Genomic DNA, 25,294 nt, shown 5'->3' with positions numbered 1-25,294 from the left:
CATAGAGTATCAATATTGTGATTTAGATTGCGTTCACGAGCGAGACGCTCGCGGCAGCTGGAGAAATAATAAATAAAAATCCTTTATACATTTTATAAGAAAAAATAAATATATTTGGTAAAGGGATATTACTAATCAAGTCTTATCATTAATAATTAAACTTACATGACTTTGTTAAGTTTGTTTTTATTATAAATAAATCCTCCTCAATTATTGTACAAAATGATAAAAAAAATTTCCTTTAAAGAAGCCGCAATAAAAATATTAAAGGAAGCTGAAGAACCGCTTTCTGCAAAAGAGATTACTAAAATTGCATTGGAAGAAAACATGATTGAAAGCTCAGGTGCAACACCTGAAGCTACAATGGCTGCACAATTGTATACTGACACTGGAAAATTTAAAAAAGTAGGTAAAGGGTTATTTGCATTACTAAGACAAACTGAATCTGCAAAATCACCATTGATTGCAATTCAAAATCAAAATAATCTCGTTAAACAAAAACTTATTGAAAAAATTCAGGAAATGGATCCTTTTCAATTTGAATTTCTTGTAGCAGAACTTTTGAGAAAAATTGGTTACGAAAATGTCGATGTCACAAAGCGTAGTGGAGATAAAGGAATAGATATTATTGGTAATTTGACTGTTGGTGGTTTAACAAACGTTAAAACTGTGATTCAAGTTAAACGTTACAAAACTGGAAATAATATTTCAGGAAAGTACATTACACAATTACGAGGAAGTGCAGAAGTTGATCAACGTGGTTTAATTATCACCACATCTGATTTCACCAAAGATGCACGAGATGAATCAAGAGCAATAAATAAAATGCCTGTTGCCCTAGTAAATGGACAAAAACTCATTGATTTACTTTTTCAGTACAAAGTTGGAGTCAAAGAAGATATTGTAAGTGTTTTTTCAATCAATTCTGAGCTTTTTGAAAATGAACTTATTGACTCACCATCAAAAGGAATTGGAAATAAAAGTAGAGCAATTTGGCCTCTTCCTGGTGGAATTTATTCATATATAGAAACATTAAATCAGTTAATGGATCGAATATCTGACAAAAAAAGCTCAAGAGAGGATTTAATTAACTGGTTTGTAGATTCATTTGAAAATGTTACTTCAAAAAAGACTGCTAACGGATACTTAAATGTTCCAAAAAATATGGGCTTAATTGATTTTTTGAATGGCAATTGTGTTCTAACCTCTGACGGACAACAATATCACACTACAAGAAATTTGCAATTCCTATTTGAAACTATTTCTAAAAACATTGTTGCATTTGAAGAAATATATCAATTTTTAATTGAACCAAAATCAGAACAAGATATACTAGAATATGTAGTTGAGAATTTTGATGTTAATTGGAGTACTTTGGCTCAAGTCAATTTCCGATTACTCTGGTTAATAAACCTTGGTAAAATAGAACGAACAACTGATGGTTATAAAGCAAAATAACTAAATAAAAAACAAGATTGTGGATCTGTAGAGTTCTGTCTTTTGAAAATAGAATCCCTCACTGACACGAGCGTCTCGCTAGTGAATAAAGAATGGTAATTATCTAAAAATAAAAAAAAATATTCTATGATGTTTAAAAAAAGATATTTACAACTGTTAAATGGATATTTTTGATATAGATTGCATTCACGAGAGAAACGCTGGTGCTAGCTGGGAAGTTTTCATACTTTTTATACATTTCGATTTATCTATACCAATTATTTTATTTTATTATTGGAACGTTTACAAACTCAGGAGACTTCTCTCAGAATGCATAAAATAAATAATTTTATATATTATAAAAATAAAGAACATTACATTAATAGATATATTTTATATCACAATTTTAAAGCACTGATTAAATATGACATTTGAATCATTAATAAATAATTTAAAACATTTTGTTTTTATAGCCGTTCCCTTATCCTTAGCAATGACTTATACAGGAGTTTTTTTCTTCTATATTAACTTCAACGTAGATATTAGCACATATTTAGGTTTTGAAGATTTAACAATTATCTATTCAAAATACACAATTATTTCATTACTCTATTTATTTTTTATATTTATTGTATTAAGGAAGCTTTTTGAAGAAAAAGAACAGGAAGGTTTCTGGGATAAGACAATTATGTCAACAACCTTTAAAAGAAAAATTATACCTACCATAATTATCATATTGTTCATTATATTTATTATGGTTTTTAATGAAACATTACGAATATTATTTTCTATTGTACTAATTTCTATTCTTTTGGTCAGTGTTATAGGTTTCTCAGCTAATAATTTATTCAATCCTAATGACTATCCATTAGAAAAGCATAAAAGAGAGGAAGATTTACTAGGATTTATTTCAGCTTTATTATTTTTTATTTTAATAATTCCTGTTGCTGTTGGATTTAACTGTAAAAATTTTATAACTAGAGAAAGTGTTATTGTTCATCTAGAAAATGATAAAATTATAGATGCACAAGAAGATTCTAATTTACAATTTATTGGGAAAACTTCTTCATTTGTTTTTATTCTAGATTCAATCAACAAAAAAACAATGGTTTTTCCAATTGACAAAATTATAGAGATTGAATATTGTAATACTAAATAAAAACTAAATTAATTTCACTCCGCTCTTCGAAGTCTCTAGAAAACCAAAATATATTTAAAAGTTTATGTGCTGTACGAAGTCGGGAGACTTCGTACAGCATAAATAATTAAACTAACAATCACAAAAAAAATGCAAGACCAAAATTGATCTTGCATTTTTTATAACCTGATAAATCTAAAAACATCTTTTACACTGTCTGACGCTCGTGTTTTCCTTCTTTAATTTCTTCCACCATTTTTTTATTAAAAGCGGGTAAATCATTCGGGTTTCGGCTGGTCACTAATCCATTGTCTACGACTACTTCTGAATCTTCCCATTGTGCTCCGGCATTTATCAAATCGTTTTTAACAGAGAAGAACGAAGTTACTTTTCGACCTTCTAAAACATCAGCATCTACCAGAATTTGAGGGCCATGACAAATAGCCGCTACTGGTTTTTTACTTTCAAAAAAGGAACGTACAAAATTTACTGCAGCTTCTTCTCTTCTCAATGAATCAGGATTTAAAACTCCTCCCGGAAGAACCAAAGCATCGTAATCTGCTTCATTTGCCTGATTTAATACTACATCAACATTATATTCGTTGCTCCAATTACCGTCTTTCCAGGCTTTGATAGTTCCTGATTTCAAACTGATGATATCTGCATTCCAACCTTGCTCTTCCAAATAGGCTTTAGGAGATGATAATTCTGATTCTTCAAAACCGTTTGTTGCTAATATGGCTATATTCTTTTTCATAATTTTAAATATTTAATCGTTATAAATTTTGATTTAGTTAAAATTAGTAATTTCAGATAGCCTGCGAAAAGAGAGCATGTTAAACCTTTCTTTAATAAAAGTTAATTAATTGAATTTCAGATTTTTATTAAAAATTAAATCGAAATTATATAAAATTCATGTTAATTTAGTTTACTATTTTATAGGATTTAAAGCTATTTATCTTTTTAAAAAATTGTATTGAAAGCTGGTAATTAATCAACAACAAATTTAATTAACTTCGTGTTACTTAATAATTGGCTTAATTCAACTTTATGATCAAAATAAATTATAAAATTCAATTTGCTTTATTTATCATTTGCGTATTCTTTATAGGTTTAGGTATATTCGAAATCTTAACCGAAGGATTAAAAACCGGAACAGCTCTTTTTTGGCAGATTTCCGCTTTTGTTCCGTTTGTGACTTCAGCCATTATTTTTGGTTATAATTTATATTCCAGATAATAAGATATCTAATTAAAAAATTAGGTTCCATAAGCCTTCTCCCGAAGCCTCGGGACGCTCAGGGTGACAATAGAATTTATCAAAAACAAAACTTTGCGCCTTAGCGACTTTGCGCGATTACTTTTTCAAGCTTTTAAACAAAAAAACTTTGTGAATCTCTGTGCTCGCCTTCGCGTAATTTTGCGAAACAAAACCAGTAATAATTCATAGTAATATCCTCAACACCAACCACTCTAAATTATTTCTAATAAAAATAATCACTAAAAAATTTGCGAAACCAAATAGTTGCACATATATTTGCAACCGATTAGTTTCTTAATTAATTATTTAAAAATAAAAATTATGACACTTATTAAGTCCCAGAAGCGTAAAGTTTTCTAATTTAGATTTTCTTGCAAGATTTTATTTGCAAATTCGCACGAATATTATAAAAAAACTTTTTAACCACTTGACGACATATTATTAACTATAAAAAAAACAGAGAAAAAATGAAAAGCGATTTATTATTTGATTTTACTGTAGACAAACCATCAAAAACAGTAGTCATAACAAGAGAATTTAATGCCGAATTACCTTTGGTTTGGGATGCTTTTACGAAAGCAGAAATTCTGGATCAATGGGTTGCGCCAAAACCATTTTCAGCGAAAACAAAATACATGAATTTTGAAGTTGGCGGAAGGCGATTCTACGCTATGGTAAGTCCAGAAGGACAAGAACGCTGGTCGGTTCAGGAATATACTTCGATTACGCCGAAAACGAATTTTAAAATGTATAATACTTTTGCAGACGAAAATGAAAACCGTCAATTACCGGGTTCTGACTGGGATTATGTTTTTAGCGAACAAGACGGAATTACAACGGTCAATATTACCATTTTCAACGAATCTTTGGAACGCATGGAGAAAATGATTGAAATGGGCTTTGTACAAGGCTTTAAAATGACCATTGATAACTTAGAAATGGTGTTGGAGAATTTATCGCAACGATAATAATATTATAAAGTTTTTTTCACGCAGATTTTTAAAAGATTGAAGCAGATATACGCAGATTATAATTTACTAAAAATAAATCTGCTTAAATCTGCCTGATCTGCGTGAAAAAATCTTTACTCCTCGCCTTTGCGAGATTATTTTTTAAACCTTTGAAATAAATCTTATTTTTGATTAAGAATTATCTTCAATATGATTTCTATAAAAACATTTGATCAGGCTGCAGATTTACAAAATCCGAGACGTGTCTTGAAATACGTTCTTGTTTTTTGCACCTCAGGTTCTACAACTATTTCTGTAGATGAAAATGAATTTATATTAACCCAAAATTCTGTTATTACGATAACTTCCGGACAAATTCATTACTTCAAAGATATTCAAAACGCAACCGGATTTGTTTTAGAATTTACCTATAATTTTTTCTGTAAAGATGATACTGATATGGAATTGATTTTCCATAACGGATTGTTTTGTCATTTCGCCATGAATGAAATGATTCTGGTCGATAACAGCCAAATTATTATCAAACAATTAAAAGAAATAAGCAAAGAATTAACCGAGACGCCTTATCAATATCTTATTTCTATTCACAGCCGAATCGAATTAATACTGATTGAAATTAATCGTACCAAAATCAATCGCGGCGACGAGATTTACAAACCAGATGCATTGTTTCTACATTTTCTGGAAACTGTTTTAAAGAACTTCGAAAAAAATCTTTCAGTAAACGAAATAGCTGCTCTCATTGGTACAACCGAAGCCAAACTAAACGAACTTTCTAAATTACACACCAACAAAACGGCACAAAATGTAGTCTTCGGATTGATTATTTCTGAAGCAAAACGTTTGTTTAATTATGAGAAATTATCGGTAAAAGAAGTCGCCTATGCTTTAGGATTTAATGATCCGTTTTATTTTTCTAACTTCTTCAAAAAACACACTAATATCTCTCCAAAATCATATAAAGAAAAAGTTCCGCATTTATAATTACATGCTTTTTCTTAGATTCTCTATTCTTTCGCGTTAGCACTTATTACATCTTTGTACCTGTAATAATTGCTAATCAAAAACACATGAAAAGATATCAGGATTTTGCAGTCTTGCTTTTGCGACTCGCATTATCAGTGGGATTTATTTCTGCCGTTTCGAGTCGGTTAGGTTTATGGGGAAATTACTCCTCTGGCTGGGAAAATTTTCTGGCTTACGCCGAAAAAGTAAACTCCTTTGCTCCAAAAAGTTGTATTCCCTCAGTTGCTATTACTGTGACTATTGCCGAAACACTTTTGGGAATACTTTTATTAATCGGTTTTAAAACCAGATTGTCCGCAATTGCCACTTCCCTTTTGATTTTATTGTTTGCCTTTGCCATGACGTATTCTTTTGGAATAAAAGATCCGTTAGATTATTCGGTATTTGTGTTTTCTATGGCGGCTTTTCTGTTGTCGACTGCAGAGCAATATAAGTGGAGTTTAGATGAAATGATTTCGAAAAAGTAACAAATTAAAATTCAATAAAAATGGAAAAACAAATCACAAAAACCAGTGAAATAAATTGGAAACCTTTAATCGAAGAAGGTGTAAAAACAGACGGAATCTCTGTAAAAGCTTTATACTACGACGATGTTGCCAAAAGACCTACAGCCTTTTTATCTAAATTTGAACCGGGAGCTTCATACCCAAATCACAGTCATCCCGCAGGAGAAGAAATCTTTGTTCTCGAAGGCGAAGTGCGCTCCGGAAAAGATGAACTTAAAAAAGGCGATTATTTGTACATGCCACCGGGAAGCACACATTCTGTGTTTTCTAAAACCGGATGTATATTGTTGTTTAAAGTGCCGGAGGAAGTCGTTATTTTGAAATGATATGTAAATAGTCTGAAGTCTTGATTTTATAGCACATGTTGAAATAATCTCGCAAAGACGCTAAGTCGCAAAGAAATTTAAAAAAAGAAAGCTTTGCGACTCTGCGACTTTGCGAGAGTGTTTTTATTAATAAATACTTTAAATCTTTATAACATCTCACAAATCTTTCAATATTGGATATACTTTTTTAAACTTCTTAAAAGCATTTTCATAAACCTCTTTATGGTCTGTATTTGGATAAAAAATCTTTCCGGTTTTGTTTTCGATTACGATATTAATACCAATAGATTTCATTCCAATTAGTACAGCGCCCCAGGCAGAACCTTCAATGGTTTGAGAAGTTTCTACCGTCATTTGAAAAATATCGGCCACCATTTGAAGCCAGAGTTCACTTTTTCCAAATCCGCCACTGGCCATGACTTTGGTCTGTTTTCTTCTTTCAGTATCGGGAATTAAAATTTCGGTTATCTGAAACAATCCAAACAAAATACCTTCTAAAGTCGCCCTTACCAAATGCGCCTGCGTATGGGTAATTTGCATTCCTAGAATTGATCCTTGTGCAGCAGCATCCCAAATTGGTGCTCTTTCGCCCAATAAATAAGGTACAAAAAGCAATCCATCTGATCCGGCAGGAATTTTTTCTGCTTCTGCAAAAAGAACTTCAAAAGACTGATTCGTTTTTAGCAAAGTTTCCCTAAGCCATTGCAGAATAATAGCGCCGTTATTTACCGCACCCAAAGTAAGATATTGATTATCCATCAAATGATAACATTGCGTTCGCATTTGTTCGTCAAGATAGGGTTTGTCTATTGGCAAACGCACGGCTCCGCTTGTACCGATGGTTAAGGCAATACAACCTTTGTTCATTGCTCCTGTTCCTAAATTTGCCAAAGCGCCGTCGCCTCCTCCAATTATATATAAAAAATCGTCTGAAATTCCTTTGCATTGATGCGTTACTTCGCAAACTGTAGATAATTGATCGGGGTTCAAACTTAAAAAATCTAAAATTTCTTCATCCCATTTTAGAGTATGAATATTCAATAATCCCGTACCGGATGCCATTGAAGTATCTGTATAATATTCATTGGTAAGGTGATGCCAAACGTATTCTTTAATACTAATGAATTTATAGGTTTTGGAAAAAATATCCGAATCAAATTCCTTAAACCATGCAATTTTTGTCATGGGCGAAAAAGGATGAATCGGGATTCCGGTTTTTTGATAAAAATATTTTCCTTTTTCAGATTTTTTGAGTTTTGCTGCAATTGTGTGAGCTCTGTTATCAGCCCATAAAATTGCCTCTGTTAAGGGTTTTCCGGTTTCATCGATAGCAATAATACTTTGCATCGCCGAGCTAAAACTGATAAACTCCGGCTGAATTCCTTTTGTAATTTCGGTAATGCAATCTTTAACCGTTTGCAAAATTTGTTCGGGATTTTGAACACTCCAATCCGGTTTTGGATGATACATTGGGTAGGCCATTGAAACCTCTTTGATTACATTTCCCTGTTTGTCAAAACAAATGGCTTTTGTGGCTGTGGTTCCAATATCGATACCTATATAAAATGATTCCATGTTTTTTATTTGATCCATAAATTGAGTACCAAAACGCCAATTAATCCCATTACACCAATAATGGTTTCCATTACCGTCCAAGTTTTAAAAGTATCAGAAATGCTGATGCCAAAATATTCCTTAAACATCCAGAATCCGGTATCGTTGACGTGAGAACACATTAAACTTCCTGCGCCAATAGACAATACCATTAATTCGGGACTGGCGCCCGAAGCTAATACTAAAGGCTGTACAATTCCTGCTGCGGTTAATCCTGCAACAGTTGCAGAGCCTAAAGCAATACGAATAATTGTGGCAATTAACCAGCCTAAAAACAAGGGAGAAAGAGAGGATTTTTCGAAAAATATACTTAAATCATTTCCCATTCCGCTGTCTATTAAAACTTGTTTAAAAGCACCTCCGGCACCAATTATCAAAATAATCATCGTCGCAGAACTCATGGCACTACCCGATTTATCCATAATATCCTGCATTTTTCTTCCTCGAAAAATTCCTAAAGAAAATACCGCAAAAAGCACGGCAATTAGCATTGAAGTGGTTGGATTTCCTATGAAAAGTAAAATGGGTCGTATTGAACCTTCCGACAAAATTAATTCACTAAAAGTCGCTGTTGCCATTAAAAAAACAGGAACTAATGCCGTTAAAATGCTAATTTGAAAAGAAGGCATTTCGGCTTCTGTAAAAGTTTTACTTTCGAATAATCCTTTTGGAGGAAACGCCTGGATTTTTTTTAAGAATTCAGGAAAAACGATTCCAGCTGCAAAAAGTGCTGGCAACGCTACCAAAAGTCCGTAAAGTAATGTTTTACCAATATTGGCTTTAAAAATAACCGCAATTGCTGTTGGTCCGGGATGCGGCGGCAAAAAACCGTGCGTTATCGAAAGTGCCGAAGCCATTGCGATTCCCAGATAAATAATGGGCTGTTTGGTACTTTTAGCAACGGCAAAAACCATCGGAATTAAAATAATAAAACCCGCATTATAAAACATCGAAATTCCTACTGAAAAACCCGTAATAACCATTGCCCATTTGATATGCCTGATACCAAAAGAATCAATCATTACGGAGCTTATTCTTTGAGCCGCACCACTGTCTGAAAGTAAGTTACCCAGAATAACTCCAAATGCAATAATTAAAATTAATGATCCAAGTGTACTTCCAATTCCGGATTGAATTGAATTTATTAAATCCGGAAAAGGCATTTGCTTTGCTATTCCCACAAAAAAAGCGGCAATAATTAAAGCGATAAAGGCATTGAGTTTAACACCGGAAATAAGAAGCAATAATAAAAGAATACTGGCAATCAGAATCAGTAAAGACATGGATTTGAATGTGATAAATGATTAATAACTGTATTCGAAATAGCTAAATAACTTTTATTCGCTTTTTTCTACAGCGTGTCCGCCAAACTCATTTCGAAGTGCTGCTACCACTTTTCCAGAAAACGTATCTGACATTTGAGAACGGTAACGCATCATGATAGAAAGGGCGATCACAGGAGTTGGAACGCCTAAATCTAAAGCTGTTTCTAAAGTCCATTTTCCTTCACCAGATGAATGCATAATTCCTTTTATTCCGTCTAGTCTTTCGTCTTTAGAAAAAGCATTTTCAGTAAGTTCCATCAACCAGCTGCGAACGACAGAACCGTGATTGAACAATTTAGCCGTTTTTTGGAAATCGATATCAAATTCTGAATGTTCAAAAACCTCAAATCCTTCTGCAATAGACTGCATCATTCCGTACTCGATACCATTGTGAACCATTTTAGTAAAATGTCCGCTTCCGGCAGCTCCGGTATATAAAAATCCGTTTTCTACAGAAATGTCCTGGAAAACTTTTGTTACATAATCAAACACATCGGCATCTCCGCCAATCATGGTACAGGCTCCATTTAAAGCTCCAGAAGTTCCGCCAGAAGTTCCACAATCTAAAAAATCAATTCCATGTTCTTTTAGTTGTGCATAACGGCGTTTTGAATCGTTGTAATTCGAATTTCCGCCGTCAATAATAATATCGCTTTTTGACAAATATGGCAATAAAGAAGTTATAACAGCATCTACGATTTCGCCAGCAGGAACCATTAGCCAAATCACTCTTCTGTCTGTAAGCTTTTTGCAAAGTTCTTCAACAGAAAAGGCGGTTTCAATTCCTTCCTGACCAATTTTTGAAACAAAATCGGAGTTCACATCCTGTGCAACAACAACATAATTGTTTCTTTTTAAATTCAAGGCGAGATTAAATCCCATTTTTCCTAATCCTATTATTCCTACTTGCATGTGTGTTTTTTTATTATTTGATTCGTAAAAATATTACTTTCCGTGCTTTTAATTGTTTCAATTTTGATTTAATATGTTAAATAAAATTGACCCCAAACTATTTTATTGGTGGTTCTTACTTCAGATCTTTTTTAATAACAAGATATTTCAAATCGGTTTTTCCAACATTACTAATGCCGTGCTCCATATTTGACGGACAATAAAAACTGGTATTTGGTCCGGCAGTTGTGGTTTTTCCATCCAAATAAAATTGAGCCGTTCCTTCAAGAATATAAAAAAATTCTTCTTCGACGTGATGATGCGGTGCGTGTGTAGATTTTCCGGGTTCAACAATACTCATTTTGAGTGTGTTTTCCTGAGTGAAATTTTTATCACCAAACCAATACTGGTATCCTACTTTGGTTTTTGTAGCTTTTTCTAAATCAAAATGATTGACACAATTTTCAATGGTATATTTTATCTCTGTTGGCGTTGTTTCTTTTTTTACTTCCTGAGAATGTATGGTTTGTGTCATTAAAGTTACGATCGCAACTTTAATTGTGGTTGATAGTTTCATGGCTTTTTTATTGTAATAATACAAAAAAATGAAATCTATAAAAATTTACAATTCTACTGCTAAAAGTTCCTTTCCCAGATTATGTAAAGCATTTTCTATTTTTAAACGCTGCTCTAATCTTGGGTTTCTGTGACCTGATGCGTAATGTTGAATTTGTTTTTGATTTATACCTGTAATCCTTTCTAGTGCTGAGTTGGTAAATATGCCTTTATAATAATTTAATAAACTTGCAGTATCAAATTTATAAAGTAGTTCATATTCCTTATCCAGAAAACCTGGCTTATTATCTCCATTTAATTCTTTTAAAGTTTCAATACAATCTAATATATCTTGTTTGCATTCCTGAACTGTATCGCCACCACCAACAATTGCTTTCTCATTTTCTGCATAACCCCAAAAACCATCTTCGTTTCTTTCGATAATAATTTTAATTGTTTTCATATTTATCAACTTTTAGATAGGCTACAACTCCATCTCTTTTCTTAATTTTTGCTCTAATCCTTTTCCAATTTCTTTTGCTCCATGATTAGGAATCACAACTTGTTTACCATCCTTTTCATAAATCTCATGACTTCCTTTTCCTTGTCTTAAGAATACCCAGCCATTTCGCATAGCTTCCCTAATAAATTCTCTTGACTTCATTAAAAACGATTTTACAAAGATAGTAAAATTACTATCTTAAATAATTAAAAAAATAAATTTTGTGATGTATTAATTTTTTAAAATCACAAAACAAAAGTAAGAAAATATTTATATTTAGCGATTAGGTAATTTTGTAAAAATCTTTTTATTATCAATAAAAAAGCAAGCCTTATCAGCTTGCTTTCTTCTTTCTTAAATTTTCTGCTTAAATTCTAATTGCAATTTTACCAATAGTACTTCCCGATTCTAGCAACTTGTGCGCTTCTTTAAAATTAGAAACCGTTAAACCATTCAGAGTTGTTTTTAAAGTCGATTGAATCGTGCCATTGTCTAATAAATGGGCTAATTTGTTTAAAATATAATGTTGCGCTATCATATCTTCTGTTTGAAACACGGAGCGTGTAAACATTGACTCCCAGTGGAAACTGACACTTTTGCCTTTTAATTGACGAAGATTCACATTTTCGACAGGATCACTTATGCAGCCAATATGCCCCTGAGGTTTTATCAACTCTACAAATGCATTCCAATATTGATTAGCATCAACAAAATCTAATATAAAATCAACTTGTTGAAAACCGGCATCCCGAACTTCTTCTATCAAATTTTTATGATTGACTACAAAATCGGCGCCTTGCTGTTTACACCACTCTATCGATTCAGGGCGTGAAGCTGTTGCTATTACAGTTAAGCCTGCCACTTTTTTGGCCAGTTGAATGGCAATTGAGCCTACACCACCTGCTCCGCCAATTATCAAAATAGTTTTCCCTTTATCTTTTTCTGCGTCAATTCTGATTCTGTCAAATAATATTTCCCAGGCTGTCAAACCTGTTAACGGCATTGCAGCGGCTTGTTCTATCGAAAGTGATTTTGGCTTCCTGCCCACAATGCGTTCATCAATAAGCTGATATTCTGCATTACTGCCTGGTTTAGTAATATCTCCTGCATAATAAACTTCGTCACCCACTTTAAATAAACTTACCTGATCGCCAATGGCTTCTACAATTCCTACGGCATCCCAACCTATAATTTTTGGCGTTTCTAAAACCGTTTCTTTGGCACTATTCTGGCGCATTTTAAAATCTACCGGATTCACCGAAACAGCTTGAACTTTAACTAATAAATTATGCTCTTTGGGAGTTGGTTTTGGAGTTTCAAATGCTATAAAACTATCTTCTTTTTCTATTGATAATGAGGTTTTAAATCCTATTGCTTTCATCTTTTTATGTTTTGATTTAAACTAATAATACAAAGGTATTCAGAACAATGAAATTGATATTTGTACAAATTGACTATGATTTTGTATATGTTTGGCAGTATTAAATAAATGTCTTTTTTTAGACTGACAAAATTTAAAATCCGTTTACAAAAAAACTATAATGATTAACATGGAAATTAGACTTTTATCTTAACTTTGTTATCAACTTTAGTAAATAAATAATCATGCAGGCAATTAACATCACAGCGTATACAGAAGATGCTTCTCAAATTGAAGCTGTAAAAGCTTTTATGAAAGCACTAAAGATAAAATTTGAGATCGCAAATTTAAAACCGTACGAGCTATCTGCTGAACAACAGCAAATTTTAGACAGCCAAATTAACTTAGATAAAAGTCTGTATACAAATGCTGAGTCAATTTATAAGGATTTAAAAAAGAAGCATGAGTTATAAGATTATCGTTTCACCTATTGCATTAAAGAATATTGAAGAAGCTGTTGAATATTATGTTTTAAAAGTAAATAAAAAAGTTGCTTTAGATTTTTTGAACGATTATAAAAAAACTTATAAAGCTTTGCAAATAAACCCTTTTTATCAAGTACATGATAATAATTATCACTTTTTTCCTTTTAAGAAATTTCCTTATATAGCTTTTTTTATTATTGATGAAGCTTCAAAAACTGTATTTTTGAATGCTGTTTTTCATACCTCTCAAAATCCCAATAAATATCCTGTAAAATAAATGGGCAGTAGAAATAGGAATCTATTGAAATCTTATAAAAACTAAACCTCTTTCCTAGCCCCGATAGAAGCGGCATCCTTTTTCTGGCTTCTTTAGCAAGGAAAAGATGCAAGCGGATAGCGGGACAAGTCGTCTTAAAAAACATAATTCTTCTGCTCCTAAAAAAGAATAACCCAAATTCTACTTAGGAATTTTACTTATGAACACTAAGAAATTAACACGAGAACCATAAAACAAACTATATTAGCCTTTCATTTTTTCAAAAAGCAACCTTTAAACCTTTTCACTATGAACCAACTCCAACTTAAAATAAAATCACCTCTAATATTTTTAATCACTTTTTCTTTTACAAATTTCATATACGCTCAGCTATCAGAAGGCAACAACCATAACTTAATTGCAAAAGGCGCCTTTCTCACAAAACTATCAGATCAATACAGTTTTACAGAAGGACCTGCCGCAGATAAAAAAGGTAATATTTATTTTACAGATCAGCCTAATAACAGAATTATGAAATGGTCGGTTAATGGAGAACTTTCTGTTTTTATGGAAAATGCAGGAAGAGCTAACGGTTTGTATTTTGATCACGAAGGCAACCTTTTGGCTTGTGCCGATGAAAAAAATGAAATTTGGAAAATAGACCAAAACAAAAATACTACTGTGTTGGTAAATGACTTTGAAGGAAAAAAGCTGAATGGTCCTAATGATCTCTGGGTTGATCCCAAAGGTGGTATCTATTTTACAGATCCTTTTTACAAAAGAGATTACTGGAAACATACCTCCAAAGAAATAGAGAAAGAATGTGTTTACTATTTATCTCCAGATAAATCTAAAATTATTAACGTTGACGATGATCTTATAAAACCTAATGGCATAATTGGAACTTCGGATGGAAAAACCTTATACGTAGCGGATATAGCAGCAAACAAAACGTATTCTTATCCCATCAACAGTGATGGGTCTCTAGGCAAAAAAACGCTGTTTACTGAATCAGGTTCAGACGGAATGACAAGAGACGAGTCCGGAAACATTTACTTAACCGGAAAAGGAGTTACTGTATTTAATCCGAAGGGAGAAAAAATAGCCCATATTGATGTTCAGGAACCTTGGACAGCCAATGTTTGTTTTGGAGGAAAAAAATTTAAAACATTATTTATTACCGCCGGTAAAAGTGTTTACACGTTAGAAATGAACGTTCGGGGAATGAAATAATCAATGGATATTGTGCCAAATACTTGTGTTATTCTTTACACTTTGGGAAACCAAACCTTATCAATAAACTGGACTAAAGTCCAGTCCTACAATATGAATCATTCCTCCGGAATTTTATAATCTGTGCCGATAATCATTAGAATGATTTTTTAAAAATCAAAAAAAGAGCCTTCGGCTCGACCAATTTTGTAGAGCTGGACTTTAGTCCAGTTTAAAGGGACGAATATTTATAAGATGACATTGGTTTGATCATAAAATTTCAGCAGTTTTTATCAACTTTATTTATGTTTTTTGACTTTGACGACGTTTTTGCAAAATAAGAGCTCTTAAAAAACTTTAAAAAAGAAATCAATTTTGATAAAAACAAAAATATATAAGGATTAAAAACCTTTAGAAAGCCTTATTTTTCGGCATCTATATCACGATAAGAAAATATTATGACTAATTTATTTCATTATTAGAAAAACGGTGTTACATTTGCCTAACAGTGTTAAACAATTTAATACTTAAATAAAATGGCAAGTAAAGATCGAATTTTAAGACAAAAAGAAGAGACAAGAAGTAACATTCTTGAAGCTGCTTATGCTATCGTCAAAGAAGAAGGATGGCAGGGTCTTAGTATGCGAAAGATTGCTGATAAAATTGAATACACCGCTCCTATTATTTATGAATATTTCTCTAATAAAGAAGCTATTTTAACTGAATTGACCGGAAAAGGTTTTATAAAACTAGCTAAGGAACTTCAAAATGCCAAAGCCAAATTTGAAAAACCAGAAGATCAAATCGAAGCAATGTGGATGGCATATTGGGATTTTGCCTTTACAGATACCGAGATGTATCAGGTAATGTTTGGTGTACAAATGAACTGTTGTTCTCAGCAATGTTCGGCTGCTGAAGCCCCATATAAACTGTTTACGGCGGTGATTGCTGAAATTATGAAAGACAGTAATCCGAGTCCGGAAGTTATTAAACAAAAATATTTTACTTTCTTTTCTGTTATTCACGGCTTAATCGCGATTAACATCATTAACAGAAGTGAAGTAATGGAAACTATCAACAATCAAATCCTGAAAGATGCGATTGGTGGAATCATAAAATCAATACAATAAAAAAAATTTCATTTTAACTTAACAGTGATAAATGATTTAATGGGTAAATTTGCAAATCCTTTTTTTTTACAATTTTACTTAACGACGTTAGAAAATTTAATTAACGTAATTTAAAGGCTTTTTTAACCCTTTACTTAACACTGATAAATAATTTAATACCGATTTATGAAACATAATTCGAATGCATTATTATATGGCTTTTTGCATCGATTTACTTAACAACGTTAGAAAATTTAATAGACTTAAATACATGAATTTACAGAATACCACAAATAAAATTTTTAAAAACGAGAATGTCCAACAAATTAAAACCAATATTAAAATGAAAAATGTAATTATAACCAGCTTTATTCTTGCGCTAGTACTAAGTAGTTGTGCAGATAAACAACAGGCTCCAGCTCCTGCAGCACCGCTTTTGCCTGTTTTAGCTATCCAGAATTCAAATGCTGTTACTGATGCTGAATATCCTGCTTCGATACAAGGAACTGTTGATGTAGAAATTCGCCCTCAGGTAAGCGGAAACCTTGATCGCGTTTTGGTTGATGAAGGTGCTTATGTAAATAAAGGTCAGACTTTATTCAAAATAAACGAACGTCCGTTTCGTGAGCAGTTAAACAATGCTTTGGCAAGTCTTCACGCTTCTGAAGCTGCTTTAATCAACGCACAGTTAGAAGTTGATAAATTAACTCCTCTTGTACAAAACAAAGTAGTTTCTGATTATCAGTTAAAAACGGCTAAAGCTTCTCAAAAAATTGCTGCTGCCAATATAGAACAAGCAAGAGCAATGGTAGAATCTGCTAAAATTAATTTAGGATATACAAATGTGACAGCCCCAGTGAGTGGTTATATTGGAAGATTGCCTAAAAAACAAGGAAGTTTAGTTTCTGCATCTGATATTGAGCCTTTAACTAAATTATCTGATGTACATGAAGTTTTTGTTTATTTCTCTTTGGGTGAAACTGATTTCATCAAATTTAAATCTCAATACGCAGGAAACACACTTGGTGATAAAATTAAAAAATTACCTCCTGTAACTTTAATTTTGGCTGATAATAGCGATTATGGCAAATCAGGAAAAATTGATATGGTCGATGGTCAATTTGATAAAACTACGGGTGCAATTACTTTAAGAGCAACTTTCCCTAATGCAAGCGGAACTTTACGTTCTGGAAATACAGGAAAAATTCGTTTAGGAATTAACCATGACGATGCAATCCTTGTTCCGCAATCAGCAACTATTGAAATGCAGGATAAAGTATTTGTTTTCACCTTAAACAAAGAAAATAAAGTAAACAAAATGCCTATCACAATTATTGGTAAAAGCGGTACAAACTATCTTATTAGTGATGGTGTAAAATCTGGTGATCAAATTGTTTTAAGCGGAATTGACAAACTTCAGGAAGGTCAGGTTATCCAGCCTCAAAAAGCAACAGCAGTTGCGCAAATCATTACTAAAAAATAATTTTTACGAAAATGTTCAAAATATTTATACAAAGACCTGTACTGGCAACTGTTATCTCCATTTTATTGGTGATACTCGGTGTACTTGGACTTACAAAATTGCCTTTACAACAGTTTCCTGATATTGCACCGCCATCGGTTTTGGTAACGGCTGTTTATCCGGGAGCGAATGCAGAAACGGTTTTACGTTCTGTTGCACCATCGCTGGAAGAATCTATAAATGGTGTTGAAAACATGACGTACATGAGTTCTACTGCCAGTAATGATGGTACTCTTGCTATTACTGTTTTCTTTAAATTAGGTACAGATGCCGATCAGGCTGCTGTAAACGTGCAAAACAGAGTTGCTCAGGCAACTAGTCAATTGCCTGCAGAGGTTGTTCAGCAAGGTGTAATCACGGCAAAACAACAAAACAGTTTTATCATGGCAATTGGTATGTATACCGAAGATGAGTCAAAATACGATCAGACTTTTGTTGCCAATTATGCTCAAATTAATATTATTCCTGAAATTAAACGTATTCCGGGTGTAGGTTCTGCCAGTATTTTTGGTGGAGTTAAAGATTACTCGATGAGAGTTTGGTTGAACCCAACTCAAATGTCGACTTATAATGTTACGCCAAACGAAGTTATGGCAGCTATTCAGGACAAAAGTTTAGAGGCTGCTCCGGGTAAATTTGGAGAAAGAAGTAAAGAAGTTTTTGAATACGTAATTAAATACAAAGGAAAACTTACCAAACCAGAAGATTATCAAAATATTGCAATTCGTTCTAACGCTGATGGTTCTATTCTTCGTTTAAAAGATGTTGCCAGAGTTGAACTTGGTTCGTATTCTTATAACAGTTTAACACGTTTAAATGGTAAAAAAGGAATCGTAATTGGAGTAATTCAGTTAGCAGGTTCTAACTCAAATGATATTCAGGTTGCGATAAATAAATTGATGATTAAAGCATCAAAAGATTTTCCAACGGGTATCAAACACAATATTTTCTATAGCACAAAAGTATCTTTAGATCAATCGATCGATCAGGTAAAACACACTTTATTAGAAGCTTTTATCTTGGTATTTATTGTGGTATTTATCTTCCTGCAAGATTTTAGATCAACATTAATCCCGGCTATTGCTGTACCTGTAGCAATTTTAGGAACGTTCTTCTTCATGCAATTATTCGGATTTTCGATCAACCTTTTAACGCTTTTCGCATTAATTCTGGCGATTGGTATTGTGGTCGATGATGCAATTGTGGTCGTCGAGGCCGTGCATGCGAAAATGGAGCACAAACATTTGTCTCCAAAAGTAGCAACACATGAAGCAATGCACGAAATAACGGGTGCTATTATCTCGATTACGCTGGTAATGGCTGCTGTATTCCTGCCGGTTGGTTTTATGGAAGGCTCAACAGGAGTTTTCTATCGTCAGTTTGCTTTTACGATGGCAATTGCAATTGTAATTTCAGCCGTAAACGCTTTAACATTGAGCCCTGCCCTTGCCGCTTTATTCTTAAAGGATAATCACGCAGCAAATGCAGATGGAAGTGCTCCTTATGTGAAACAAGGATTTAAACAAAAATTCTTTAACGGATTCAACAAAAGTTTTGATTCATTGACAAACCGTTATGTTGGCGGATTAAAATTCTTAATTCGTAACAAATGGGTTAGTTTAGGAGGTTTAGCTTTAATTACTTTTGCAACCGTAGTAATGGTTAAAACTACACCTTCAGGATTTATTCCAACAGAAGATCAGGGATTTATCGCGATTGCAGTAAATACTCCTTCCGGAACATCTCTTGACGGAACTCAAAAAGTAATGACAGAAGCTGAAAACACATTAAGAGGTCTTGATGCATCACGATTTGTAACCGCAATTTCCGGTTTCAACTTATTGACAAACTCTACAAGTCCATCTTCTGCAGTAGTTTTCGTATTGCTTAAACCAAATGAAGAACGTGGAAAAGTAAAAAATATTGATGAAATTATGAACGAAGTTCGTGGCAAATTAGGCGCGATTTCAGGAGGAAGTTTCTTCGTATTTAGTTTCCCAACCGTTCCTGGATTTAGTAACGTTGAAGCTTTAGATTTAGTTCTTCAGGATAAAACCGGAGGTAAACTGGACAAGTTTAGTGGAATTTCTCAAAACTTTATCGGAGAATTGATGAAACGACCTGAAATTGCTGTAGCCTTTACTTCTTTCAAAGCCGATTATCCTCAATTACAATTGGATATTAATGATGCAAAAGCAGATCAATTGGGTGTAAAAGTAAAAGACATTCTGCAAACCATGCAGGCGTACTTTGGTAGCGCACAAGCTTCTGATTTCAACAGATTTGGTAAATATTACAGAGTTGTTGTTCAGGCAGATATTGCAGACAGAGCAGATCCATCAGCGATTGATCGTGTCTTTGTAAAAAATAAAGATGGCGAAATGGTTCCGTTAAATACTTTAGTAAAACTAAGCCGTATTTATGGTTCTGAAACCGCTTCGAGATACAATTTATTTAACTCAATTGGTATAAATGCGATTCCGAAACCTGGATTTAGTTCCGGAGATGCCATTAAAGCAATTGAAGAAGTGGCAGCACAACAATTGCCTGCAGGTTATGGATTTGAATTTTCTGGACAAACCCGCGAAGAAATTTCTTCAGGAGGTCAATCGGCAACAATTTTCCTATTGTGTTTGATATTCATTTATTTCCTACTTGCTGCACAGTATGAAAGTTACATCTTGCCATTAGCAGTAATTCTTTCAATCCCTGCAGGTATTTTTGGAGTTTTCGTAGCCATCGGTTTAACCGGAATCGAAAACAACATTTATGTTCAGGTTGCATTGGTAATGCTTATTGGACTACTCGCTAAAAATGCCATTTTGATTGTTGAATTTGCCGTGCAGAAACGAAAATCAGGTCAGGCATTAGTAAAAGCTTCCATAGACGCTGCAAAATTACGTTTACGTCCAATTATCATGACATCGCTGGCTTTCGTAGTAGGATTAATTCCGATGATGAGCGCCACAGGACCTTCTGCTCAGGGTAACCACTCTATTAGTATTGGTGCCGCCGGAGGTATGATTTCGGGAGTAATTCTTGGGTTGTTAATCATCCCGGTTTTATTTATCGTATTCCAACATTTACAAGAAAAGGTTTCCGGAAAACCGGTAGCCGTAATTCATAACGAAGAAGAAAAATAAAGAATGGAAAATTATATAACGACAATCCTGGTGACCATCATTATTGGCATCGCCTATATATCGTACAAAATCGCTAAAGATCTGGATAACAGAAAAGATACTTGTACAGAAATTTAATGACAACATATAAAATGAAAAAGTATATAACCAAAATCGTGATGGTCGCCATTTTGATCACCACAATAATATCCTGTAAGGTTTCGAAGGATATTGAAACTCCAAAAGATGCATTTCCTGAAAATTTCAGGAATGCATCAACTTCAACAGATACAACGAGTATTGCCGATGTGGAGTGGAAAAATTTCTTTACAGAGAAAGATGTTATTCAATTGATTGATAGTGCTGTGGCAAGAAATAATGATTTGCAAATCGCTACCAAAAATATCGAAATTGCTCAATACAGATTCACACAATCAAAATGGGGAAATGTTCCTCAGGTGAATTTATTTGTGAATGCAAGTACGAGCAATCCGTCTGACAATAGTTTTACGGGAATGAATTTAAATCAGGCTTTGGGTCAAAAACACATCGATGATTATTCTGCAGGAGCTTCACTTTCGTGGGAAGCTGATATTTGGGGAAAAATCCGCAATCAGAAAAAAGGCGCTTATGCAGGTTATCTTCAGTCTGAAGAAGTTAGAAAAGCATTGCAGACTAATATTGTAGCCAATGTTTCAAAAGGATATTATAATCTTTTGATGTTGGATGCACAATTAGAAATTGCAAAACAAAACGTAAAATTAAATGATAGTACAACTACCATCATCAAATTAAAATATGATGCCGGACAAGTAACATCATTAGCAATTCAACAATCTGAAGCTCAAAAATTAAACTCAGCGCAATTGATTCCGTTATTGGAACAAAACATTGCCATTCAGGAAAATGCTTTAAGTGTATTGACAGGATCTTTTCCTAACTCAAAAGAAAGAACTACCCGTTTGAGTTCAATTGAAGTTAAAAACAATAACGCAATCGGAATTCCGTCTAGTTTAGTAAGCAGAAGACCCGATGTAAAAAGTGCTGAATTGGCTTTAAAAGTTGCCAATGCAAATGTTGGAATCACAAAAGCTGACTTGTATCCTGCACTAAAAATTACTGCTCAGGGCGGAGTTAACTCATTCGAAACCAGCAGTTGGTTTAACATTCCCGCTTCATTGTTCGGAACTGTTGCCGGAGGTTTAACACAGCCTTTATTCAACAATAAAAGAGTAAGAACGCAATATAATATCGCTGTTGCGGAAAGAGAAAAAGCAGTTTTAACTTTCAGACAATCGGTTTTAGTTGCTGTAAGCGAAGTTGCTGATGCTTTGGTAAGAGTGGAAAAATTAGAGCAACAGGAAACTTTTCTGCAAGAGCGTGTAAAAACATTGCAGCAAGCTATTAAAAATTCGAATCTGCTATTCAAAAACGGAATGGCTGAATACCTTGAAGTACTTTCTGCTCAGGCAAACTTACTTCAAAGCGAATTAGAATTAGCTGATATTAAAAGACAACAACTTTCTGCCAATACCGAGTTATATCGCGCTTTAGGCGGAGGCTGGAGATAATACCCGTTTTTAATTATTTATTTGAGATTACGCTGCAAGACTTCGGTTTTGCAGCGTTTTTTTTTGTTTTGCCACTAAGGCACTAAGACACAAAGTTTTTTGAACGCGGATGACGCGGATTCGCAAGCGAAAACACGGATTGTCGCGGATTTTTTTACTCTCATTTATGTCTTCCTGAGCGTGCCGAGGCTTCGGGACGCTTAGTCTGACAATCTTTGAGATTACTTTACTTAAAAAAGTTTCACGCAGATTTTACAGATTTAAGCAGATTCAAAATTGATCTTTCTTCTATCATCTTTATTCTATCATCTTTATTCTATCATCTTTATTCTATTCTCTATTTTCTATTCTCTATTTTCTTTTCTCTTTCTTCTTTCTTCTTTCCTCCAATCTAAAAATCTAAACTCTAAAATCTAAAATCAAACATCTGTCCCAAATGACCCTAAAATAGTCGCAAATACCTATTCATTATAAAAAATAACATTGGTAGATTTGTATTAAGTAATTAACTAATAACTATTTAAATATTAACCAATGAAAAAAGCAAAGATGATTTTCTGGATTACAACTATTATTATTTTCCTGTTTGAAGGTGTTATGCCAGCACTGACTTCTCAAAGTGAAATGGCAAAAGAAGGAATCAGGCACCTTGGATATCCTGAATATTTTGGGAATGCCTTAGTCGTTTTTAAAATTATCGGCGTATTGATATTAGTGATTCCGCAAGTTTCAAATCGTGTTAAAGAATGGGCTTATGCAGGTTTTGCTTTCGATTTTATATTTGCTTCAATAAGCCATTTTGCGGTTGATGGAGTTGATTTTCAATCTTTCTTTCCTTTAATCTTTTTAGCGATTTTGGCGACTTCATATATTTATCACCATAAAATAGAGCAATACAAAAACATCGCTTTATAAATGCAAAAACCGATGATAGAAGTTTTTAAAACAAATGTTCAGGAAATGGAGCAATCAAAAATGATTGTGATGAAACTTCTTGAGCATTTTCCAAACAGCATCATCAATTTTGATCTCGAAGATTGCGATAAAATTTTGCGGGTTCATGCTGCATCGATTTCAAACCACAGCATCATTGAACTTTTAAATTCTTACGGCTATCATTGCGAACCGCTTCCTTAAACAATGCAAAATATTGATTTTTAGAAGTTTAAATTAAAATCGTAAATTTGGTTGTATCAGTAATCTTAAATAACAGAAAAATGAACATACCCAAAAATCATCAGGTTGTAATGCCGTATTTAATTGTAAAGGGCGCATTAAAATTTATAGAATTTACAAAAAACGTTTTTAATGCAACTGAATTACAAGCACCATTATTGCGCGAAGACGGAACAGTTCAGCATGCTGAAATCACGATGCACAACAGCACTATTATGGTGACAGACGAAACCAAAGATTTTAAAGTGCAAAACGCTAACTTATTTGTATATGTACCTAATGCCGATGAAAGTTTTAAAAAAGCAATCGCTGAAGGTGCAACAGTTTTAATGGAATTAAGCGATCAAAATTACGGCCGAACTTGTGGTGTAACAGATCCCTTTGGAAACATCTGGTGGATCACATCTGTAGATAAATTGACCATTTAAATTAAAAAAGATGAAAACAATAGTGCAAAAAGATATTGTTGAAACATTCAAAAAATTAAACGGGATTCTTTCTGAGTTTTCTGAAATTGAATTAAATACCGTTCCGTACAAAGGCAGCTGGACAGCTGCACAAACAACACAGCATATCATTCTTGTCTGTTCCGGTTATCCCGAATTATTTGCAGGAAAAACGGAAAAAACGGCCAGAAAACCTGATGAAAAAATTAAAGAGATTGAAAGCATTTTTTTAGACTTCAAAACAAAAATGGATGCACCCGATTTTATAAAACCTGAAATTAAGGATTACAGCAAAAATTCGCTAACGTTAACCCTGCTTAATATAGAATCTGATTTACTTAACGCTTCAGAAACTTGTGATTTAACGCTTACATGTCTTGATTTTGAAGTTCCTGGATTTGGAAAATTCACCATTTTAGAATGGATTTATTTTGGTTTAATTCATGTTCAACGACATACGAAGCAGTTACAAGACATTTTTAATTATGCGACAAAACTCTAAAATCATTATATGAAATCAAAAGCGGGAACAATATTTTTAGCAGGATTAATTGCCGGAACACTTGATATTTTAGCAGCGATTTTTATCTACGCAATTCTATTACAAAAAACAACTCCAATAAAAATTCTGCAATCCATTACCAGCGGAATATTCAAGAAAGAGGCCTACAATCACTCACAAATGGCTTGGTACGGATTGGGTTTCCATTTTATAATTGCCCTTCTTTTTGCCTGGTTTTATTTTATTATTTATCCCTATTTAACCTTCTTAAAAAAGAGCGCTCTCGTTTCGGGATTTCTGTATGGCATTTTTGTCTGGATTGTAATGAATTTAATTGTTCTGCCAATTGTATTTCCGGTTTTACCGGCTAAACATTTAGATTTCCCTTTAATCTTATCGGTCTTGATTCTGATATTTTGTATTGGATTTCCAATCGCGTTTATAACGCGGAAGTTTTATTCTTTTAAATAAATATTCAATTTTCTTAACGTACATACTACAAACCCGACAGGTTTTAAAACCTGCCGGGTTTAACAGCGTAATACCACTTGAAATCTGAAACAAAAGATAACAAACAAAAAAAAGCGACACTCCCCAAAGTATCGCTTTTTTTGATTTATATAATTAATCAGTTTATCACTAAACTTTTCTTCTTCCGCTTATTAATGAAAGTATAAATAATACGATAAATATGAAGAATAAAACTTTTGCGATACTAGCTGCTCCAGCGGCAATTCCACCAAAACCAAATATTCCGGCTACTATAGCTAGAATAATAAAAATGACTGTCCAACGTAACATATGATTTGTTTTTAGTTAATAAAAGTGACTTTTTGGGTCTGTTTGTTATTCAAATTTCTTTCTTAAATAAAAGCTTTATTAACTCTATCCAATAATTTATTAGCGCAATCAAATATAAAACACAATAAATGAGTAACTTACAAAAAAGTATCAGAATTCCAATTTTAGTCTTATAGAATTC

Annotated in this window: 28 protein-coding genes; 19 read left to right on the top strand and 9 right to left on the bottom strand. The window is 33.3% G+C overall.

Annotated features, from left to right (window positions below):
* Positions 1-222: 222 nt before the first annotated feature.
* Both BUE22_RS21530 and BUE22_RS21525 read left to right on the top strand, forming a co-directional pair.
* Positions 223-1,458 (top strand): restriction endonuclease, encoded by a 1,236-nt coding sequence (locus BUE22_RS21530; RefSeq protein ID WP_073398033.1) that lies wholly within the window; start codon positions 223-225, stop codon positions 1,456-1,458.
* A 403-nt stretch (positions 1,459-1,861) separates the two neighbouring features.
* Complete coding sequence (locus BUE22_RS21525) at positions 1,862-2,596, top strand: hypothetical protein (RefSeq protein ID WP_073398032.1); 735 nt, start codon at positions 1,862-1,864, stop codon at positions 2,594-2,596.
* Positions 2,597-2,783: 187 nt separating this feature from the next.
* Here BUE22_RS21525 and BUE22_RS21520 read toward each other — a convergent pair whose 3' ends face one another.
* Positions 2,784-3,332: a type 1 glutamine amidotransferase domain-containing protein gene (locus tag BUE22_RS21520; protein WP_073398031.1), complete on the bottom strand. Its 549-nt coding sequence runs from the start codon at positions 3,330-3,332 to the stop codon at positions 2,784-2,786.
* 293 nt (positions 3,333-3,625) lie between these two features.
* Here BUE22_RS21520 and BUE22_RS21515 point away from each other — a divergent pair, with 293 nt between their 5' ends.
* From BUE22_RS21515 to BUE22_RS21495, 5 genes are all read left to right on the top strand, one after another.
* On the top strand, positions 3,626-3,814 hold the full coding sequence (locus BUE22_RS21515) for a hypothetical protein (RefSeq protein ID WP_073398030.1): 189 nt from the start codon (positions 3,626-3,628) through the stop codon (positions 3,812-3,814).
* Between the two features lie 488 nt (positions 3,815-4,302).
* Positions 4,303-4,803, top strand: coding sequence for an SRPBCC family protein (locus tag BUE22_RS21510; RefSeq protein WP_073398029.1), 501 nt, complete (start codon positions 4,303-4,305; stop codon positions 4,801-4,803).
* A 192-nt stretch (positions 4,804-4,995) separates the two neighbouring features.
* Positions 4,996-5,790, top strand: coding sequence for a helix-turn-helix domain-containing protein (locus BUE22_RS21505; RefSeq protein ID WP_073398028.1), 795 nt, complete (start codon positions 4,996-4,998; stop codon positions 5,788-5,790).
* 86 nt (positions 5,791-5,876) lie between these two features.
* Positions 5,877-6,299 carry a DoxX family membrane protein gene (locus BUE22_RS21500; RefSeq protein ID WP_073398027.1) on the top strand — a complete coding sequence of 141 codons (423 nt, stop codon included), beginning with the start codon at positions 5,877-5,879 and terminating at the stop codon, positions 6,297-6,299.
* A gap of 20 nt (positions 6,300-6,319) precedes the next feature.
* Positions 6,320-6,664: a dimethylsulfonioproprionate lyase family protein gene (locus BUE22_RS21495; RefSeq protein WP_073398026.1), complete on the top strand. Its 345-nt coding sequence runs from the start codon at positions 6,320-6,322 to the stop codon at positions 6,662-6,664.
* Between the two features lie 156 nt (positions 6,665-6,820).
* Here the strand turns inward: BUE22_RS21495 and BUE22_RS21490 are convergent, their stop codons facing one another.
* The 7 genes from BUE22_RS21490 to BUE22_RS21460 all read right to left on the bottom strand — a co-directional run bounded on the left by BUE22_RS21490 (position 6,821) and on the right by BUE22_RS21460 (position 12,932).
* Positions 6,821-8,239, bottom strand: coding sequence for a gluconokinase (locus BUE22_RS21490; protein WP_073398090.1), 1,419 nt, complete (start codon positions 8,237-8,239; stop codon positions 6,821-6,823).
* Positions 8,240-8,244: 5 nt separating this feature from the next.
* Positions 8,245-9,561 carry a gluconate:H+ symporter gene (locus BUE22_RS21485; RefSeq protein WP_073398025.1) on the bottom strand — a complete coding sequence of 439 codons (1,317 nt, stop codon included), beginning with the start codon at positions 9,559-9,561 and terminating at the stop codon, positions 8,245-8,247.
* Between the two features lie 54 nt (positions 9,562-9,615).
* Positions 9,616-10,515 carry a phosphogluconate dehydrogenase (NAD(+)-dependent, decarboxylating) gene (gnd, locus tag BUE22_RS21480; protein ID WP_073398024.1) on the bottom strand — a complete coding sequence of 300 codons (900 nt, stop codon included), beginning with the start codon at positions 10,513-10,515 and terminating at the stop codon, positions 9,616-9,618.
* A 115-nt stretch (positions 10,516-10,630) separates the two neighbouring features.
* The gene (locus BUE22_RS21475) at positions 10,631-11,071 is read right to left on the bottom strand and encodes a cupin domain-containing protein (RefSeq protein WP_073398023.1); all 441 of its coding nucleotides are present in this window, start codon (positions 11,069-11,071) and stop codon (positions 10,631-10,633) included.
* A gap of 45 nt (positions 11,072-11,116) precedes the next feature.
* Positions 11,117-11,512, bottom strand: a complete 396-nt coding sequence (locus BUE22_RS21470; protein WP_042565436.1) for a hypothetical protein — start codon at positions 11,510-11,512, stop codon at positions 11,117-11,119.
* Positions 11,513-11,533: 21 nt separating this feature from the next.
* Positions 11,534-11,713: a type II toxin-antitoxin system HicA family toxin gene (locus tag BUE22_RS21465; protein ID WP_042565435.1), complete on the bottom strand. Its 180-nt coding sequence runs from the start codon at positions 11,711-11,713 to the stop codon at positions 11,534-11,536.
* A 205-nt stretch (positions 11,714-11,918) separates the two neighbouring features.
* Positions 11,919-12,932 carry a zinc-binding alcohol dehydrogenase family protein gene (locus tag BUE22_RS21460; RefSeq protein WP_073398022.1) on the bottom strand — a complete coding sequence of 338 codons (1,014 nt, stop codon included), beginning with the start codon at positions 12,930-12,932 and terminating at the stop codon, positions 11,919-11,921.
* 224 nt (positions 12,933-13,156) lie between these two features.
* On the opposite strand from BUE22_RS21460, the gene BUE22_RS21455 reads away from it, so the two are divergent.
* The 12 genes from BUE22_RS21455 (at position 13,157) to BUE22_RS21400 (ending at position 24,783) form a co-directional block, all read left to right on the top strand.
* Positions 13,157-13,384 carry a DUF2683 family protein gene (locus tag BUE22_RS21455; RefSeq protein WP_073398021.1) on the top strand — a complete coding sequence of 76 codons (228 nt, stop codon included), beginning with the start codon at positions 13,157-13,159 and terminating at the stop codon, positions 13,382-13,384.
* Positions 13,374-13,673, top strand: a complete 300-nt coding sequence (locus tag BUE22_RS21450) for a type II toxin-antitoxin system RelE/ParE family toxin (protein ID WP_073398020.1) — start codon at positions 13,374-13,376, stop codon at positions 13,671-13,673. The genes BUE22_RS21455 and BUE22_RS21450 overlap by 11 nt, the downstream gene beginning before the upstream one ends.
* A gap of 288 nt (positions 13,674-13,961) precedes the next feature.
* Positions 13,962-14,885: an SMP-30/gluconolactonase/LRE family protein gene (locus BUE22_RS21445; protein WP_073398019.1), complete on the top strand. Its 924-nt coding sequence runs from the start codon at positions 13,962-13,964 to the stop codon at positions 14,883-14,885.
* Between the two features lie 515 nt (positions 14,886-15,400).
* On the top strand, positions 15,401-15,994 hold the full coding sequence (locus tag BUE22_RS21440; RefSeq protein ID WP_042565432.1) for a TetR/AcrR family transcriptional regulator: 594 nt from the start codon (positions 15,401-15,403) through the stop codon (positions 15,992-15,994).
* 322 nt (positions 15,995-16,316) lie between these two features.
* Entirely contained in the window at positions 16,317-17,456 is a 1,140-nt protein-coding gene (locus BUE22_RS21435; protein ID WP_371198031.1) for an efflux RND transporter periplasmic adaptor subunit, read from the top strand.
* Positions 17,457-17,467: 11 nt separating this feature from the next.
* On the top strand, positions 17,468-20,638 hold the full coding sequence (locus BUE22_RS21430; protein WP_073398017.1) for an efflux RND transporter permease subunit: 3,171 nt from the start codon (positions 17,468-17,470) through the stop codon (positions 20,636-20,638).
* 131 nt (positions 20,639-20,769) lie between these two features.
* Positions 20,770-22,188: a TolC family protein gene (locus tag BUE22_RS21425; RefSeq protein ID WP_073398016.1), complete on the top strand. Its 1,419-nt coding sequence runs from the start codon at positions 20,770-20,772 to the stop codon at positions 22,186-22,188.
* Positions 22,189-22,722: 534 nt separating this feature from the next.
* Positions 22,723-23,103, top strand: coding sequence for a DoxX family protein (locus BUE22_RS21420; protein WP_042565429.1), 381 nt, complete (start codon positions 22,723-22,725; stop codon positions 23,101-23,103).
* A complete protein-coding gene (locus tag BUE22_RS21415) occupies positions 23,104-23,325 on the top strand; it encodes a hypothetical protein (protein ID WP_244152492.1) in 222 nt (73 codons plus the stop codon).
* An 80-nt stretch (positions 23,326-23,405) separates the two neighbouring features.
* A complete protein-coding gene (locus tag BUE22_RS21410; RefSeq protein ID WP_073398088.1) occupies positions 23,406-23,792 on the top strand; it encodes a VOC family protein in 387 nt (128 codons plus the stop codon).
* A 10-nt stretch (positions 23,793-23,802) separates the two neighbouring features.
* Complete coding sequence (locus tag BUE22_RS21405) at positions 23,803-24,312, top strand: DinB family protein (RefSeq protein ID WP_073398015.1); 510 nt, start codon at positions 23,803-23,805, stop codon at positions 24,310-24,312.
* Between the two features lie 9 nt (positions 24,313-24,321).
* Positions 24,322-24,783 carry a DUF1440 domain-containing protein gene (locus BUE22_RS21400; protein WP_073398014.1) on the top strand — a complete coding sequence of 154 codons (462 nt, stop codon included), beginning with the start codon at positions 24,322-24,324 and terminating at the stop codon, positions 24,781-24,783.
* A 168-nt stretch (positions 24,784-24,951) separates the two neighbouring features.
* On the opposite strand, the gene BUE22_RS21395 is transcribed toward BUE22_RS21400, so the two are convergent.
* On the bottom strand, positions 24,952-25,113 hold the full coding sequence (locus tag BUE22_RS21395) for a DUF1328 domain-containing protein (RefSeq protein ID WP_042565425.1): 162 nt from the start codon (positions 25,111-25,113) through the stop codon (positions 24,952-24,954).
* Positions 25,114-25,294 lie beyond the last annotated feature (181 nt).

This window comes from Flavobacterium pectinovorum, assembly GCF_900142715.1.
Lineage (GTDB): Bacteria > Bacteroidota > Bacteroidia > Flavobacteriales > Flavobacteriaceae > Flavobacterium > Flavobacterium pectinovorum.
The sequence above is the reverse complement of the archived record's forward strand: the minus strand, read 5'-3'. Positions and strand labels throughout refer to the sequence as shown.

Coding starts and splice junctions, on each gene's coding strand:
- BUE22_RS21530 (WP_073398033.1), top strand. CDS start 223: ATGATAAAAAAAATTTCCTTTAAAGAAGCCGCAATAAAAATATTAAAG.
- BUE22_RS21525 (WP_073398032.1), top strand. CDS start 1,862: ATGACATTTGAATCATTAATAAATAATTTAAAACATTTTGTTTTTATA.
- BUE22_RS21520 (WP_073398031.1), bottom strand. CDS start 3,332: ATGAAAAAGAATATAGCCATATTAGCAACAAACGGTTTTGAAGAATCA.
- BUE22_RS21515 (WP_073398030.1), top strand. CDS start 3,626: ATGATCAAAATAAATTATAAAATTCAATTTGCTTTATTTATCATTTGC.
- BUE22_RS21510 (WP_073398029.1), top strand. CDS start 4,303: ATGAAAAGCGATTTATTATTTGATTTTACTGTAGACAAACCATCAAAA.
- BUE22_RS21505 (WP_073398028.1), top strand. CDS start 4,996: ATGATTTCTATAAAAACATTTGATCAGGCTGCAGATTTACAAAATCCG.
- BUE22_RS21500 (WP_073398027.1), top strand. CDS start 5,877: ATGAAAAGATATCAGGATTTTGCAGTCTTGCTTTTGCGACTCGCATTA.
- BUE22_RS21495 (WP_073398026.1), top strand. CDS start 6,320: ATGGAAAAACAAATCACAAAAACCAGTGAAATAAATTGGAAACCTTTA.
- BUE22_RS21490 (WP_073398090.1), bottom strand. CDS start 8,239: ATGGAATCATTTTATATAGGTATCGATATTGGAACCACAGCCACAAAA.
- BUE22_RS21485 (WP_073398025.1), bottom strand. CDS start 9,561: ATGTCTTTACTGATTCTGATTGCCAGTATTCTTTTATTATTGCTTCTT.
- gnd (WP_073398024.1), bottom strand. CDS start 10,515: ATGCAAGTAGGAATAATAGGATTAGGAAAAATGGGATTTAATCTCGCC.
- BUE22_RS21475 (WP_073398023.1), bottom strand. CDS start 11,071: ATGAAACTATCAACCACAATTAAAGTTGCGATCGTAACTTTAATGACA.
- BUE22_RS21470 (WP_042565436.1), bottom strand. CDS start 11,512: ATGAAAACAATTAAAATTATTATCGAAAGAAACGAAGATGGTTTTTGG.
- BUE22_RS21465 (WP_042565435.1), bottom strand. CDS start 11,713: ATGAAGTCAAGAGAATTTATTAGGGAAGCTATGCGAAATGGCTGGGTA.
- BUE22_RS21460 (WP_073398022.1), bottom strand. CDS start 12,932: ATGAAAGCAATAGGATTTAAAACCTCATTATCAATAGAAAAAGAAGAT.
- BUE22_RS21455 (WP_073398021.1), top strand. CDS start 13,157: ATGCAGGCAATTAACATCACAGCGTATACAGAAGATGCTTCTCAAATT.
- BUE22_RS21450 (WP_073398020.1), top strand. CDS start 13,374: ATGAGTTATAAGATTATCGTTTCACCTATTGCATTAAAGAATATTGAA.
- BUE22_RS21445 (WP_073398019.1), top strand. CDS start 13,962: ATGAACCAACTCCAACTTAAAATAAAATCACCTCTAATATTTTTAATC.
- BUE22_RS21440 (WP_042565432.1), top strand. CDS start 15,401: ATGGCAAGTAAAGATCGAATTTTAAGACAAAAAGAAGAGACAAGAAGT.
- BUE22_RS21435 (WP_371198031.1), top strand. CDS start 16,317: ATGAAAAATGTAATTATAACCAGCTTTATTCTTGCGCTAGTACTAAGT.
- BUE22_RS21430 (WP_073398017.1), top strand. CDS start 17,468: ATGTTCAAAATATTTATACAAAGACCTGTACTGGCAACTGTTATCTCC.
- BUE22_RS21425 (WP_073398016.1), top strand. CDS start 20,770: ATGAAAAAGTATATAACCAAAATCGTGATGGTCGCCATTTTGATCACC.
- BUE22_RS21420 (WP_042565429.1), top strand. CDS start 22,723: ATGAAAAAAGCAAAGATGATTTTCTGGATTACAACTATTATTATTTTC.
- BUE22_RS21415 (WP_244152492.1), top strand. CDS start 23,104: ATGCAAAAACCGATGATAGAAGTTTTTAAAACAAATGTTCAGGAAATG.
- BUE22_RS21410 (WP_073398088.1), top strand. CDS start 23,406: ATGAACATACCCAAAAATCATCAGGTTGTAATGCCGTATTTAATTGTA.
- BUE22_RS21405 (WP_073398015.1), top strand. CDS start 23,803: ATGAAAACAATAGTGCAAAAAGATATTGTTGAAACATTCAAAAAATTA.
- BUE22_RS21400 (WP_073398014.1), top strand. CDS start 24,322: ATGAAATCAAAAGCGGGAACAATATTTTTAGCAGGATTAATTGCCGGA.
- BUE22_RS21395 (WP_042565425.1), bottom strand. CDS start 25,113: ATGTTACGTTGGACAGTCATTTTTATTATTCTAGCTATAGTAGCCGGA.